Origin of the sequence: Bradyrhizobium frederickii (assembly GCF_004570865.1) — a bacterium.
In the GTDB taxonomy this organism is placed as follows: Bacteria; Pseudomonadota; Alphaproteobacteria; order Rhizobiales; family Xanthobacteraceae; genus Bradyrhizobium; species Bradyrhizobium frederickii.
In genome coordinates this window covers 12,579-27,124 of record NZ_SPQS01000044.1, presented here as the reverse complement: position 1 = coordinate 27,124, position 14,546 = coordinate 12,579, and the positions used below count along the sequence as shown (strand labels likewise).

Sequence of the window (14,546 nt, the reverse complement as noted above, 5' to 3'; positions counted from 1 at the left end):
GTATCCCTCCATTGAGGGCCGCCTTGTTTGACGGGCGCGATGGCTGCAGGTCCTAGGGGTAATCCTAGGAGAAGCGCTATGACGATTTCGAGGGCGGAGGTGATCACATCGGTCGAGCGGCGGCGCCGGTGGTCGCAAGACGAGAAGGAGCGGCTTGTTGCGGCGTCGCTCGCGCCCGGCGCCAGCGTTTCCGAGGTAGCTCGCCTGGCCGGACTTCATGTGAGCCAGCTGTTCAGGTGGCGCAAGGAGCTTTGCAGGCACGGCGAAGCGAGCATAGCTCCGTTTGTTCCGGTCGAGATTGGGCCGTCTGCGTCACCGCAGGAGGTGGCCGAAGCGCCGTTGACGACGACGGCGCGGCGACGCAAGAGCCATGGCATCATCGAGATCGATCTTGGTAGCGGGCATCGCATCCGGGTCGATGGCGAAGTTGATGGAGACGCGCTACGTCGGGTTCTCGATGCTTTGGCCCGCCGATGATCCCGATTCCGACGAGCGCGCGAGTGTGGCTCGCGACAGGCTACACGGACATGCGCCGAGGCTTTCCGTCGTTGGCACTTCAGGTGCAGGAGGTGCTGCGCAAGGACCCGCTCAGCGGTCATTTGTTCGTCTTCCGGGGGCGCCGCAGCGATCTTGTGAAGGTGATCTGGCACGATGGCCAGGGGGCCTGCCTGTTCACCAAGAGACTGGAGAGAGGAAAGTTTATATGGCCATCCGTTGCGGGTGAAGCTGTGACGATCTCGCCTGCGCAGATGAGCTATCTGTTGTCCGGAATTGATTGGCGCAACCCGCAAGAAACCCAGCGTCCGACGCGGGTCGGATAGGTGTTTTGGGTTTGAGTTTGCGGCCTGATCTGATTCAATGGCTTCATGATATCGAAGCCGGACGATCTTCCATCGGACCTTGCGAGCGCCTACCTTGCGCTGCTGGCCGAGCGTGAGGCCTTGCAGGTCGAGCGCGATGTCGCCGTCGCGGATGCCGCCAGTGCGCGGGCGGAGCTGTCGGACAATGAGGCGCTCATCGCGCATCTTGAGCTGCGGATTGAGAAACTCAAACGCGAACTGCACGGGCAGCGATCCGAGCGCTCGGCACGGCTGCTCGAGCAGTTGGAGTTGGAGCTCGAGGAACTCGTCACTACGGCGAGTGAGGATGAGCTCGCCGCGCAGGTGGCGGCAGCGAAGACGCAGAACGTCCGTCCGTTCACGCGTAAGCGGCCGGTTCGCAAGCCTTGGCCGGACGATATCGAACACGAGCGCGTCGTCGTTGAAGCTCCAACGACCTGCGCCTGCTGCGGTGGATCGCGGCTGGCGAAGGTCGGCGAGGATGTGACCAAGACCCTGGAGGAGATTCCCCGCCGCTTCAAGGTCATCGAGACGGTACGCGAGAAGTTCACCTGCCGCGATTGCGAGAAGATCAGTCAGCCGCCCGCGCCGTTCCATGCCACGCCGCGCGGCTTCATCGGCCCGCAATTGCTGGCGACGATCCTGTTCGACAAGTTCGGCATGCATATCCCGCTCAACCGCCAGAGCGTGCGCTTCAGGGCTGAAAGGATCGATTTGCCGCTGTCGACGTTGGCCGACCAGGTCGGCCACGGGACCTTCGCCGTCATGCCGCTGTTCCGGCTGATCGAGCACCATGTGCTCACGGCCGAGCGCCTGCATGGCGACGACACCACCATCCGCATCCTGGCGAAGGGCAAATGCACGACTGGGCGGATCTGGACGTATGTGCGGGATGATCAGCCGTTCGCCGGGCCTGCACCGCCGGCGGCGGTTTATTACGCTTCGGGTGACCGTCGCGGCGCGCACCCCCAGAAGCATCTGGCCACCTTCAGCGGTATCCTGCAGGCGGATTGCTATAGCGGCTTCGAGCCGTTGTTCGACCCGCAAAGGAAAGCGGTGCCGATCACGCCCGCATTTTGCCTGGCGCATGCGCGGCGGGGCTTCTTCGAGCTGGCTGACATCGAGAAAACTGCCCGCGACGGACAGAAAGGCAAACCGATCTCCCCGATCGCGCTGGAGGCGGTCAGGCGTCTAGACGCTCTGTTCGAGATCGAGCGCGCCATCAATGGCCGCAGTGCCGACGACCGACGCGCCGTGCGCCAAGAACAGAGCAAGCCGCTTCTCGACGACATGCACGAACTGGACCTTCGCTGGCAGCCAGCGTGGCGCGGACCGTGCCGCCATCATGCTGACGATGATCACAACCTGCCGCCTCAACGACGTTGATCCTAAGGCCTGGCTCGCCGATGTCCTCGCCCGTATCGCCGATCTCCCTAGCTCGCGCCTGCACGAACTGCTGCCTTGGGAATGGAAGCTCCTGCGCCAAACCGACAAGCCCGCCAGTCAGCAGGCCGCTTGACCTTCACCCAACCGATCATAGAGCTCGCTCTGCCCGCGCGCATGCGTCAATCTGGCGGTCTTCATCGTATGCGTACGTGTCATTCACCATCGCTGGAATACTGATCGGCTCTGAGTCGGAGGCAACCAGAGCCTATTGCGCGTGATCTGTAATAGTTGAGGCCCTCGACGATATGCGACTCGAACCGAGAAGATCGCCGCCCATCCGGGAGAATGACAGGCTGGTCGTTGTGGCGCTGGGCGGTGCGGGAATTATCAGCTACGGCACGCTTTACTATTGCGTGGCGTCCATTGCAAAAGAGGCTTCCCGTGACCTCGCAGTCACAGAGGAGTGGCTACTCGCTTGTTTCTCCTTTGCCTTGCTTGCTAGCGCGCTGATGTCGCTGGTTGCCGGTCGCTTCATGGACCGATACGGCGCAGGCAAGACAATGAAAGTCGCCTCTTTCGTTGGAGCTGCTAGCCTGGGAATTGCAGCAACTTCTTGGAACGCGGTCGTTTTTGCAATTGCCCTATTCGGTATGCAACTTGCGTCGGCATTTCTCTTTTACGAGGCTGCGTTCGTGTTTTTGGTACAGCGAGATGCGGTTCATGCGAAACGGCAAATGGCTGCCTTGACATTGATCGTGGGTTTCTCGTCAACGCTGTTTTGGCCGTTAACCTCGCTGTTGCTCACGTCGATATGTTGGAGGCAAGTCTGTTGGATCTATGGAGGTTGCAATGTTCTCCTCGCCTTCCCTTTAATACAATTGGCTCTTGGGAAGTCCTCCGCAACGCTTGGGGAGCAGAACACGGTCTGTGGCTCGCAAGACCAGTCCTCTTCCAAGCCGATTGACCTCGTCCTCATAACGGTAGGCTTCTCACTGACGACATTTGCTTTTTCTGCATTACTCGGTCGAATGATTCCCATCCTTTCGTCAATCGGCTTAGACCTGCAGGAGACAGCCTTGGTTTCCACACTCTTCGGCCCGTCACAGCTCGCAGTACGGTTGTTTGCAGGATGGTTTAGCGAGAGGATATCTCCCATTCAACTCACCATTTTCTCATGCCTTATGCTTTCGGCGGCCACAATCGTCATTGTGCCGGCGTCTCACTCTCTCGTCGGAATTGCAATCTTCGTTGCCTTGGTTGGGTTTAGCTCTGGTCTAAACAGCATCTGTCGAGGAAGCTTGCCGCTGTCAGTCTTCGGGCCGGGCGGGTATGGAACACGAGTCGGGTTGATCACGACTTTCCGATTGTCGACGGCGTCGTTTGCGCCGTTCTTCTTCAGCTTCATCCAAAACAACTATGGAATTGGGCTTGCCTTGGGTTCACTAACCGTCTGCGCAGTAGGAAGCACGCTTTCATTCGCATTCGTGGGTGTCCGATCAAAGGCGGAGCCAGGCCAATGAAAAGTGGGCTGATCGGCCTGGTTGCGAGCCCGACGTGAACCGGATCGTCAATAAGTGTTCGCCACCTTAGATCAACGATCGCAAGTGTCTGAGTCTAGGCCATCACGCGGAGCTCGACGTTCGCGCGCATTCTGGAAGCGTGGTGCGGGCGAGGGGGGATCAACTGAGCGGTCCAACTGCAGCCCCGAATGGGAGACGTATCTCGGCTTCGCCGGGCCAGAGCTCAAAATGACAGATGTCGCCCCGCTGAGGAGTTGCACGTTGGGAATATCTGGACGCTAGACTTGGTCATCGCGATCGCGACCGCCATTTGCCGCGGTGTTCGGCCCCATTTTGCGTCCTGCCTTGGGCATGTCAACAAGCGCCCGCTGGCGGTCCTTTCGAGGCGATTGAACAGCAGCGGCTATGGGAGAGAACGTCAAGCTGGCCGACCACAGCTCGAGTCCGCCTCGCCCCACATTTGCATGAAGGGAAGAGCTGCCGTCTTCGCTCGCGGAACCACTAAGCTGACCCACTAGAACCGGTAGTTTGCGGACATTTCGGGCCCCGCCCAATTTAAGTTGCGGCCGCCAACCAGCCGCTTGGGCTCAGGTTTCGATCGCTCTCGGCAGAAAGAGCAACATCGAGGTTCGATGATCGCATATTTATCTGACCGCGCAAATGCCGTTACTGCCGTGGGGCTCCTGTGCTGCGGTGCAGCGATGGGGCTCGTGGTGAAAGGGCAGTATGAGGCGGGAGTAGCGCTCGGGCTCTGGGCGATCATCGCTGATGATGTGGATGGCGAAATTGCCCGGCGCACCAAAGGTCGAACAGTGGCTACCAAGGCCATTGGTAAAGCTCTCGATGCTTTCTCTGACCTCTCGTTTGGATCAGTCATCCCGGCGATTGTCATCGCATCTTTTATCGAGTTTCCAGCATCTGCGGTGTTCACAGCGTTCGTGATGCTGATCGGAGCTCTTCGTCTGGCATATTTTGACTATTTCGGATTGGACGAGCGTGGTCGTTCGACCGGTCTACCTCTCTCTTACGCTCTGCCGATACTTGCCGCGATCTTGCTGGTTGACCACACTATCGCGCCGCTTGAGTTGGGTTTGGTTCTTCCCGCATTCTTTGTACCGCTATCGTTGCTGCACATCGCCCCGTTCAAGATCAAAGCCTCTGGCAGTCTTGTGCATGTGATAACCATCGGCGTGGCGGCCACTGCGTCTGCCGGATTATTGATGACGAGTAGAGCGCTTCAATAAGCGGGCTTGCAATGTCGTAAGGACGAGAAAATGTCGAGCTCAATCAACCGCGTGGTATTTGCCGGCACCAGGGGGCTTGCGACCCGCTGTCTTTCGTTCGTTATCGAGACGAGCGGCAAAGACCACATCGCCGGCATTCTCGGCGCTTCCCGGTACGAGAGAACTTGGTGGAGGCACGAAACCAGTGAGGAGCTTTGGGAAGTCGCAGACCGCTTCGGAGTACCCTTTTTCGAGTCGATAGATGATGTTCCTCCTCTCGGAACGTTTCTCGTAAGCGTCATGTGGAATAAGATTTTCCCGCCCCATATCCTCGCACGGTTCGATGGAGGGGGTATCAATCTTCATCCAGGCCCACTCCCTGAATATCGCGGCAGTTTTGCGCGGACACATGCCATACTAAATGGCGAGAAGAGCTTTGGGGTAACGGTCCACTATCTCTCAGAGCGGGTCGATAGGGGGGATATTATCGGCGAATTGCGGTTCCCCGTGCTGCCGTCCGAGACAGCCCTCTCTTTAGACACCAGAGCGCAACTTTATGGCTACGCTCTCTTCTGCCAAGTGTGGCTGCGTTTCTTGGACGGATCGGCGACCTGTCGCTCGCAAGACGAGTTGATAGCTCAAGAAAAGCGCAAGGCTTGCTTCTATCCCATGCGCATGATGACCGCACTTTTGGATTCGCCAGACGTTCCGCGCAGCGCCGAAGAGCTCGATCGGCTCTACCGCGCTCTATACCTTCCACCACGCATTGAGCCTCCAAAGTGGCTTGTCGAACGAGTCATGACCAATGAAGTTCGGACCCTCGCTCGGGATGTTCACCTCCAGGGTACGGGATGTTCACCTCCAGGGTAAGGTTTGACTCGGCTCGCACTGCGGAAGCTAGCCCGGAATATGAGATCGCGCTTCTCGAGGCCGTCCGCGAAGCCAAAGTGTTGCCTGCGAACTTCCGCTCATTGACTGAACGTGGTCTTAGCTCTGAAGGTTGTTTTTGTAGCTTCCAGCCTATCGAGAGGCGCCGGCGCCCCCAACCGCGTGTGAGCCGGCTAAGCACGCAGGAGGCTAGCTGTGTGTGGGATTTGCGGATTCATCGGACGGGTTACTGATCTGTCAGTGACCGAGCGGAACCTCGCGCGTTGCGCTCAGACCCTGGCCCATCGGGGCCCTGACGCGAGTGGTAGTTGCGTGACCCCTTCCTTTGCCTTTGCGCATCGAAGGCTCGCGATCATCGATCCGGATCCTAGGTCAAACCAACCGTTTCTCGATGAGGAATTCGGCTTGGCCCTCACGTATAACGGGGAGATCTACAATTACCGTGACCTAAGGCGGGACCTGCTCCGGCGCGGATACCGATTTCGCACTGAGTCGGACACGGAAGTACTTTGCAAGGCATTTGCTTGTTGGGGGATTGATAGCGTCAAACGTCTGCGGGGAATGTTTGCTTTCGCAATCTACGATCAAAAGACCGCGACAGCGTTCCTTGTCAGAGATCGGCTCGGCGTCAAGCCGCTATACTACGCTTTCGCGGATAATGGCCTCGTCTTTGCTTCACAGCCGTCAGCCATCCTGAAGTGGCCAAGGGTCCGCTCGAAGCTCGATCCGGTTGGGTTATCAGGCTTTCTCTCCTACCGCGCCGTTTTCGGCGAGAGGACGCTATTTGCAGAAATTCGAAAGCTGCAACCTGGCACCTGGCTGAAGATCACGGCTCAATCGCACGAGCATAGACGTTGGTGGGATCCTGCCTGCCTCGATGAGAGCAGTGATTGCAGTTCTCTTGAAACGTTGATCGGCGGCGCCGTGGAGGAACATTTGCTGCCCCACACTCCAGTCGCGGCGCTGCTTTCCGGCGGGCTCGATTCCAGTATCTTGGCTTTCGAGCTTTCAAGGCGCTCGTCGCAAAATCCGACATGCTTTACCGGAATCGTAAGCGGCGATGTGTACGATGAAAGCCCTTATGCTGTTGAGGTTGCGAAATCTCTCAAGCTTGCCCACGTCTTGGTCCAGCTGCCTGGGGCAACGAGCCTGGATGTCGTTAAGCAGCCTTACTGCATTGCGTGGGCATCCAATTGGCATGCACAACGAAGTGGCGATGTATTTGCTTGCGCGGGCGGTCAGCCGCTCTCACAAGGTGGTCCTTACCGGCGAAGGTGCCGACGAGATATTCCTCGGGTATAGCCGGATCTTCAGGTTGTCCTTCGACCTTCGTCGACAGGCGCTGTTGGCCGCGTTGCCAGATGTCATTGGCCGCCCGGCGCGACGTCATCTCGGCCTTCCCAAGTTCAAAGCGAGCGACTTCGAGTTCTTTCTTGCGCGGTACACTTACTTTCCGCAAGCCGAGAAGCTTGGGCTGGCGACACCGGCATGGAGAAAGGACATCGGTCACGATGCTGGGCTCATCGATTGGATGAACAATGCCTACCATTCAGGCGGCGCCACCCCGGTCGAGCGCATAAGGCAATTCTTTGTACGGCATCATCTACCGGCGCTGCTTGAAATGGTCGACAACACCACAATGGCGGCGGGTGTGGAGTCTCGCGTTCCCTTCACAGACCACCGAATCGTTGCGCTAGCTCTGCGCATGTCGTTCTCAGAACATCTGCGTTGGAAACATGCCCTCGCCCCGTTTCAGGCGGCCTTCGCTCCGATTGAAAAATTTAGCGAAACGCTTGACGTCTCCAAGGCCGCGCTGCGCACCCTTTACCGAGATCGTCTACCCGCAAGTGTGCTCACGAGAAAGAAGCTCGGATTTCCGTTGCCGTTAGGTAAGTGGGCGACAGACCAGAGCTCGATGCCGTTTCGGGATTTAGTCTTCAAAGAATCTCCCGCGATCGCTGATTATCTCGATATTGGTGCTCTCCGCCGATGGTATGCACGCCGCTCTCAAGCGGCGAACGATGCATTCGGAAAACAACTCTGGCTGATCTGCAATCTGGAGATCTTCCTTCGTCAACTTTCTTCATAGCTGTTGGTAGGACGGGATGCGGGGTAGCCAAGGCAATCCGGAATGCGGCACCGCTTAGCGGGAAGACGAGCCGATCGGTGTAGAAACAGGAGAATGCCGGCCGCCACAGATGTCTGGATGCGTGATCGCGCTATCCAGTGCGCATGGCGCGTTCTGAAGGGGACTGGAACTGCGCTGAATTACGCCAATGGATTAGGACGCGAGAACGACGTTGACGTTGAGAGCGACCTGTCGTGTTCGCGCGCCCGCGAAAAGCTCGTTTTGACGGACACGCGCAAGAATGCAGGACCGGCCTCATGATGGCTGGTTATGCTGCTGTCGAACTCGGTGTATACCGGCGCTGCCGACCGCAGGCCGCTCGACGGCTCGAGACCGACCTATCCTGGCTATATGTTGGGTTTTTAGCGGCTACCGAATGCATCAGCGTTCGGGACCGGTAACGCCCGGCATGTCAGGCCGAGGTTGATGCTGAGCATAAATCCGGGGAAGCGGAAGCGCGACATTCGCCATTTTTGGAAGGCCCGCAAGAATGACGGCGGTTTCCCGGCTGGGACCAAACTTGGTCATGTTGGCAAAGCTTGCGCGATCCACGCGCGTGGAAGCATCTTCCTGGGCGGGATCTTTGAGCGGATCATTGAAGAACACGTAATCGGCGTCCGTCCCAGTCACCACCACCCAATGAGTGATCATTTTAGCTTCGAACTCAAGGCTGACCATCACGATAGGGTACCACCCCACCGCCATCCATTTCGAGAGATCATCGAGGCTGTAGGTGCCAAGATGGACGGGGATGCAGCGCTGGTATGCCTCGGCTAGATCTCGCTCCTGGAGAATCTGCATCACCTCCACCTCGCCGCCTTGCGAAGCGCGAGACTTAAGAAAGAGCCCATCATGGCTCACGACAACAAGCGCTGCGAAGCCGCGGCGTTTGAGGGCCAATGCCAGACCAACCGGTCCGCAGCCGCCGTGAATGGTTGTTGCCTCTCGCCAGATCTCGAGCTCAGCTGTTTCATTCGGCTGATATCGCTCGTCGAGAGCGGACATGACCATCATCAGGGAAGATGGTCCACAGGTGAACTTCCTCTTTTGTCGATACAGAGGAACGTTCCTGACCATGTGATTTGTTGAGCTTTCGAAGTCGGGACGCGACATGGCGTCATCTCAGGTGAATGTGAAGGAAGCTGAGCGAGATCCCGTCTGGCGCAGCGCCTCGCTGATTGTCATGAGAGCAACCGCTGTCGCTGCGATGACGAGCCCGGGCGCGAGGGCGATCCACCATGCGGTCATCAAATAGTCTCTGCCCAATCCCACCATATTGCCCAAGCTGGACATCGGCGGCTGTATCCCCAGCCCCAGAAAGCTCAGGGTGCTTTCCAGGAGAACCGTCTCGGTGAGGCCAAGGGTCATGCCGACCACGATGGTCGGTGCACAGGCTGGGAGAATATGCCTTGCGTAGATATGGACCCGCGAAGCGTTATAGGTCCGCGCCGCCGTTACATGGAGCCGGTTGCGGGCCGTCAAAGCAAGCCCCCTCGCGATGCGGGCGTGGCGCTCCCAACCGTGCAGGCCCACAAGACAGACAAAGAGTGCCAGCGAATTGCCAAAGATCGTTATGACAAGAAGTGCGGTCATCATGAACGGCACGGCAGCCTGCATATCGACCAGTGCCATGACTCCCTCGTCGATCAGTCCGCCAAGCTCGGCAGCGAGGAAGCCAAAGGAGACGCCCAGCAGGGTGCTAATGAAGGTGCCGCCCACCGCGACGAGCATGCTGATCTGGATCGAATATATCAAGCGAGCCAGCACGTCGCGACCGAGCTCGTCGGTGCCCAACAAATGGTCCAGCGCGCCCCCGAAGAATAGTGGAGGCGAAAGCCGTGCATCCAAGGAGATCTGTGCCGGATGATAGGGGGAGATCACCTGGGCCAGTACGGCAATCAACAGACATGCGATAATCCATATTGAGGCACTATAGAGTCCAATTTGGGATGGCTTACGCAGATCGCGACGGTCTTTCGAAGAACGAAAAATATTCCGGATCCATTCATGCGCCAAGGCGGTGCTCATCTATGTCTCCGAGGATTTCGACCGCGGATCGAGCCAGGTGTAACCGAGATCGACGGCCAGGTTGGTCATGATCATCGCAGTGCCAGCAAGCAGGACTATTGCCTGCACCACTGGAACATCCCTGTTTCCGACGGATGTGACGAAGAGGTTTCCGATACCCGGCCATGAGAAGACCGTCTCGACCACAGTCGAACCGGTTACCGCTCCGCCGATGAGCAGGCCAAGTATGGTCAGGATCGGCACCGCCGCATTGGGCAGTACGTGGTGGATCAATATCCGCCAGAACGGAATGTCGCGCGCAAACGCAGCCAACACATAGCGGCTGTCCAGCGATTCGCGAACCGCCACCCGGGTGTAGCGGGCAAGCACGGCGGAGCTTGCGGCAGCCATGGTTATTGCCGGCAAAACCAGGCTTCGCCAGCCCTCCGCACCGCCGGTCGGCAACCAATTGAGCTGTATTGAGAACGCCAGCATCAGCACGATCGCCAGGAAGAAGCTGGGAACGCACAGTCCCACGACGGTTCCGATCGTGCACGCACGGCCTATGAAGCTCGACGGAAACACCGCGGCAGTTATTCCTCCTGCAACGCCTGTGAGCGCCGCCAAAGTAAGAGCAGAGCAGGTGAGTATCAGCGTCAGTGGAAGGTGGCTGAGGACGACACCGAGTGCATCCTGTCGATAGACGTAAGAGACGCCTAAGCTTCCTCGGACGATGTTATGAAGATAGGTTAGGTATTGTGCCAGGATTGGGCGGTCGAGCCCCAATTCGCCGGAGTATGCGGCCCGCATGTCCGCCGTCGCGTCCGGCCCGAGTAAGACGGTGACCGGATCGCCCGCGCAGCGCATAAGAACGAATACGCTTGTTACCATCAAAACGAGCGTGACCAATGCGCGAGCAATTTTGCTCGCAAATATCTTCTGCGTGTTGCGCCTCATGCCGCTACCACCCCTCCGCCGGCAAGTCGCGACGCCCTGCTGGCTGCGAACAAGGGTTTGAAGGTGATGCCGTTTCAAGGCCGAGCCCAGAATTGGGTACCGCCTCGAGCAGGGACTTCATGTAATCCGTCTTTGGGTCGAGCAGCACCTCATCGCGTGAACCGCTCTCAACGATGCTTCCGCGCTTCAGGACGGTGATCTCTGAGCAGAGATAGGCAACGGATCTGATATCATGACTTATGAATAAGAGGGACAGGCCCCGGCTCTCGCGCAGATCCGACAGAAGGTTCAGGATCTGAGCTTGAACGGTCATGTCGAGTGCGGAGACGGGCTCGTCACAAATCAGAACCTCGGGATCGAGAATAAGCGCCCGCGCTATATTGACCCGCTGCGCCTGTCCGCCGCTTATCTGATGCGGCAATTTGCCAAGGATCTCGCCCGATAGGCCGACGGCCGAAATTGCTGCAGCGAGCCGAGCCTGACAATCGGAAGACTTCATGTTGAAGTTCACGAGCAGAGGCGCGATGATTTGTTTGCCGATCGGGGTAATTGGGTCCAGTGCGTCGAGAGGGCTCTGAAAGACAGGTTGGACACGGAGGCGGAACGCAGCCAATCGATCCGGCGTCAGCAGCTCGCCGTCAAAAAAGATCTGACCCGATTGTGGCGCTGTCAGCCCAAGCAGAAGCTTGGCGATGGTGCTTTTGCCGCTGCCGGACTCTCCGATCAGCCCATGGGCCTTGCCGCGACGGACGATCATGTTGATCTTATGCAGCCTCGAGCCGCCAAGGACCTCCGCAGCGGAGCGCCGAGCAGCCAGGTAGCAAAAATCGACATTGCGCAGCTCGAGAATGGGTTCGGAGGACGCGCGCGCTGTACGAACGTGAGAAGGCTCGATGGGCGACGTCATTCATGCCTCCGAGTTGTGGCATGCCACCATCTGTTGTGGAATGCCCTGCAAGGCGGGCCTTGTGTGCCGGCAAGTGTCCAGCGTTCCCGAGCACCGAGATGCGAAATTGCAGCCGGCCTGGCGCTGTGTAGGTTCAGGGAGGCTGCCTGCTGGGCTGTGGAGACGCCGGGGACGCCCTGAGAGTGGGGGGACAGCGGAGAATAGCGCGCGCGTATAGGGATGCAGGGGAGTTCGAGCGACGAGATCGGCGCGCCCGATTTCGACCAGCTGGCCGGCGTAGAGAACGCCGATACGGTCCGATCGTTGTAGGGCAACGCCCAGGTCGTGGGTCACAAAGAGGATTGCCATGTCTGAGCGGAGCTGTTCGAGCAAGTCAAGGATCTGCTTTTGCGTGGTAACGTCGAGGGCCGAGGTCGGCTCGTCAGCGATGAGAAGCTGCGGCTTCATCGCCACCGCCATTGCAATCATGACGCGCTGATTCATTCCGCCGGACATCTCGTGCGGGTATTTTCTCATCGTCTCATTGGGGTCATCGATTCCCACATCGCGGAGTAGATCTGCAGCCCTTTCACTCGCCTCTTTCTTGCTCAAGCCATCGATCACCTGGACCGTCTCGCGAAGCTGGAAACCAATGCGCCGAACAGGGTTAAGATATAGACTTGGCTGTTGGTAGATCATTGCACGCTGGCGCCGATCGACATCAGAAAGACGCCTGCCTTCGATATGGATGTCGCCGAGACATCTCAATTCGGAACTTGCTACTCCCATGATGGTCGAACACAGCACGCTCTTTCCGCTGCCGCTTTCGCCGACAAGCGCGAAAAACTCACCTTTGCGCAACTCGAGCTGAACGGCATCCAGCAGGCGCGTCTCGGGCCGGTCTGCAAGGACAACGGTCAATCCAGTAATGCTGAGGAGCGGCGGGCTGCCCGCCTCCATGGCTGTGCGCCCGACATTCCCTTGCTCAAAAGTTTGGACAAAAGGTGCTTCAAGCGCATGCGCTGTGGTTTGGTCCATAATTCCACCTTCCGAGCACCATAGTCTTGTGCGTCTGGCCCAAGGCGTTTTCTCAGCTAGACGTTGATTGCGCCTGGCCGAAAATCCATCAAACCGGTTGGCGTCGGTGTCCACTTGATGTTGGCGCGCTTTCCGAAAAACTCGCCGAGCGAATGGAGCACCGTTCCTGGTGGATCAATCTCGTCGAATATGTCGAGCATCTCTTGATAGGCGGCTCGCCTTTGGGCCGGTTCCTGCGCCGTCAACAAGGTGGTCTCCAGCACATTGAATCTATCGTTCCGCCAATACCCACCCCTCTGAAAATTGCTCTGAGACCCCCAGCGCGAGACCAATGATGCTGTGGGATCAGGGTAGTATGTGCCATCGGACGAGTTGTTCACGCCTCGGCCCAGACGGTCTTCGACTTGGGCCCAATTCTCTTTCATTTGGATATAGACGTTCAGGCCGACAGCCCTCCACATTGCCGCGATAGCTTGAGTTTCGATAAGCTCGGCCGTGTAGTAGTTGCCGACTGTTTTGAAAGGAATTGCTGCCCCTTTGTAACCAGCTTCGGCAAGAAGCCGCTTGGCCTCTTCCGGATTGTACCGTGGGATTGGCCGGTCAGGATTGTAGAGAGCGCCGTAAGCAAGGTGTTGATGGGAAGGCGGCACACTGATGCGCTTGCGCCAGATACTATTAACAACGGTCTGCCTGTCGATCGCAAGATTCATGGCGCGCCTCATGCGCGGATCCCGCAGCACCTCATTGGTCGTCGAATCATAGACCAGCGTGCGGAAGGACATCGTGTCGCCTCCAACCACGTCCAGCCGGTTGTCCGCGGCGAGGATATCGAACTGATCCGGCGCTACGGTTGTGATGATGTCGAAGTCGCCAGCGCGAAGGCCGGCGACGCGTGCTGCCGGCTCCCGCACCATCCGAAACTCGATCCCCTTCAGCGGCGGCCTTCCACCCCAGTACCCCTCGTGCGCCTCGAGGCGTATGTAGCGGTTTTCGACGGCCTCAACGACCCTGTAAGGCCCCGCCGCTATGGGAGCCCTGGCCCATTGATCGAATGTCGCCGCCTTCAGATAGGCCGATTTCGAGACGATGCCGGCTCCATAGGAGGTCAGGCGTTTGACAAAGACCGGATCGGGCGCCTTCGTGCTAAACTCGACAGTATGTCGACCGGTTGCCCGCACCCCGCTCATCGAGGGAAAGCTGATCTGGCCAACACCATAACCCGGACTATCCTTTGTGATCATGCGCTCCGCGCCGAACGTAAATGCGACGTCCTCTGCCGTTAACTCTTCACCATCGTGGAATTGAACCCCTTTCCGCAGGGACACGCGATATGTGGTGCTGTCGAGAGCCTCGATGCTTTCAGCCAACATCGGCCGAATCTGCCCGTCTCGTTGATAGTCGATCGCAAAGAGCTTGTCGTAAATGCTCTCGAGCACCCGAAAGCTCACGAGCGCCGTAGCACGGGGATGGAGCGGATCGAGCTCGACGCGCAGATCCTGCATTGCGATCCGCAGTGCCGTCCGGCCAGCGTCTTGGGCAAAGATAGAGGTCGATGGAAGCAAGCTCAGCCCACCGACCAATTTGAGAACCGTGCGTCGATCACAGGTCTTCATCACACATCTCTTCTTAGTTGCACAAACCATCGAGTGCCGAGGTTCTGAACCATGCAGCTTC

General features: G+C 58.3%; 14 protein-coding genes and 1 pseudogene. 8 read left to right on the top strand and 7 right to left on the bottom strand.

Annotated elements, in window-relative coordinates; genetic code table 11:
• Window positions 1-78 precede the first annotated feature (78 nt).
• The 5 genes and pseudogenes from tnpA to E4K64_RS37095 all read left to right on the top strand — a co-directional run bounded on the left by tnpA (window position 79) and on the right by E4K64_RS37095 (window position 4,989).
• A complete protein-coding gene (tnpA, locus tag E4K64_RS37115; RefSeq protein ID WP_164719052.1) occupies window positions 79-477 on the top strand; it encodes an IS66-like element accessory protein TnpA in 399 nt (132 codons plus the stop codon).
• A gap of 23 nt (window positions 478-500) precedes the next feature.
• Window positions 501-821, top strand: coding sequence for an IS66 family insertion sequence element accessory protein TnpB (gene tnpB / locus E4K64_RS37110; protein ID WP_430642570.1), 321 nt, complete (start codon window positions 501-503; stop codon window positions 819-821).
• Between the two features lie 45 nt (window positions 822-866).
• A pseudogene (gene tnpC, locus E4K64_RS37105) lies at window positions 867-2,358 on the top strand (IS66 family transposase).
• Window positions 2,359-2,530: 172 nt separating this feature from the next.
• Entirely contained in the window at window positions 2,531-3,745 is a 1,215-nt protein-coding gene (locus E4K64_RS37100; RefSeq protein WP_126261401.1) for an MFS transporter, read from the top strand.
• A 632-nt stretch (window positions 3,746-4,377) separates the two neighbouring features.
• On the top strand, window positions 4,378-4,989 hold the full coding sequence (locus E4K64_RS37095; RefSeq protein ID WP_126261400.1) for a CDP-alcohol phosphatidyltransferase family protein: 612 nt from the start codon (window positions 4,378-4,380) through the stop codon (window positions 4,987-4,989).
• Window positions 4,990-5,028: 39 nt separating this feature from the next.
• Here E4K64_RS37095 and E4K64_RS41425 read toward each other — a convergent pair whose 3' ends face one another.
• Window positions 5,029-5,334, bottom strand: coding sequence for a hypothetical protein (locus E4K64_RS41425; protein WP_235884924.1), 306 nt, complete (start codon window positions 5,332-5,334; stop codon window positions 5,029-5,031).
• On the opposite strand from E4K64_RS41425, the gene E4K64_RS37090 reads away from it, so the two are divergent.
• The 3 genes from E4K64_RS37090 to E4K64_RS41700 all read left to right on the top strand — a co-directional run bounded on the left by E4K64_RS37090 (window position 5,269) and on the right by E4K64_RS41700 (window position 7,945).
• Window positions 5,269-5,838, top strand: coding sequence for a formyl transferase (locus tag E4K64_RS37090; RefSeq protein ID WP_235884923.1), 570 nt, complete (start codon window positions 5,269-5,271; stop codon window positions 5,836-5,838). The two genes, E4K64_RS41425 and E4K64_RS37090, sit on opposite strands and share 66 nt — an antisense overlap.
• A 213-nt stretch (window positions 5,839-6,051) precedes the next feature.
• Entirely contained in the window at window positions 6,052-7,158 is a 1,107-nt protein-coding gene (asnB, locus tag E4K64_RS41705) for an asparagine synthase (glutamine-hydrolyzing) (protein WP_347338653.1), read from the top strand.
• A complete protein-coding gene (locus E4K64_RS41700) occupies window positions 7,073-7,945 on the top strand; it encodes an asparagine synthase-related protein (protein WP_283810638.1) in 873 nt (290 codons plus the stop codon). Before asnB ends, E4K64_RS41700 begins: the two co-directional genes overlap by 86 nt.
• A 420-nt stretch (window positions 7,946-8,365) precedes the next feature.
• Here E4K64_RS41700 and E4K64_RS37080 read toward each other — a convergent pair whose 3' ends face one another.
• Genes E4K64_RS37080 through E4K64_RS37055 form a run of 6 tightly spaced genes read right to left on the bottom strand, consistent with a single transcriptional unit; the run spans window position 8,366 to window position 14,485 of the window.
• Window positions 8,366-9,097 carry a peptidase C39 family protein gene (locus E4K64_RS37080; RefSeq protein WP_126261398.1) on the bottom strand — a complete coding sequence of 244 codons (732 nt, stop codon included), beginning with the start codon at window positions 9,095-9,097 and terminating at the stop codon, window positions 8,366-8,368.
• A 9-nt stretch (window positions 9,098-9,106) separates the two neighbouring features.
• Window positions 9,107-10,012: an ABC transporter permease gene (locus E4K64_RS37075; RefSeq protein ID WP_126261397.1), complete on the bottom strand. Its 906-nt coding sequence runs from the start codon at window positions 10,010-10,012 to the stop codon at window positions 9,107-9,109.
• Window positions 10,013-10,948, bottom strand: a complete 936-nt coding sequence (locus E4K64_RS37070) for an ABC transporter permease (RefSeq protein WP_126261396.1) — start codon at window positions 10,946-10,948, stop codon at window positions 10,013-10,015. It abuts the gene before it with no gap.
• A 4-nt stretch (window positions 10,949-10,952) separates the two neighbouring features.
• A complete protein-coding gene (locus tag E4K64_RS37065) occupies window positions 10,953-11,855 on the bottom strand; it encodes an ABC transporter ATP-binding protein (protein WP_126261395.1) in 903 nt (300 codons plus the stop codon).
• Window positions 11,856-12,872 carry an ABC transporter ATP-binding protein gene (locus E4K64_RS37060; RefSeq protein WP_126261394.1) on the bottom strand — a complete coding sequence of 339 codons (1,017 nt, stop codon included), beginning with the start codon at window positions 12,870-12,872 and terminating at the stop codon, window positions 11,856-11,858.
• A gap of 56 nt (window positions 12,873-12,928) precedes the next feature.
• Complete coding sequence (locus tag E4K64_RS37055) at window positions 12,929-14,485, bottom strand: ABC transporter substrate-binding protein (protein ID WP_235884921.1); 1,557 nt, start codon at window positions 14,483-14,485, stop codon at window positions 12,929-12,931.
• Window positions 14,486-14,546: the final 61 nt, after the last annotated feature.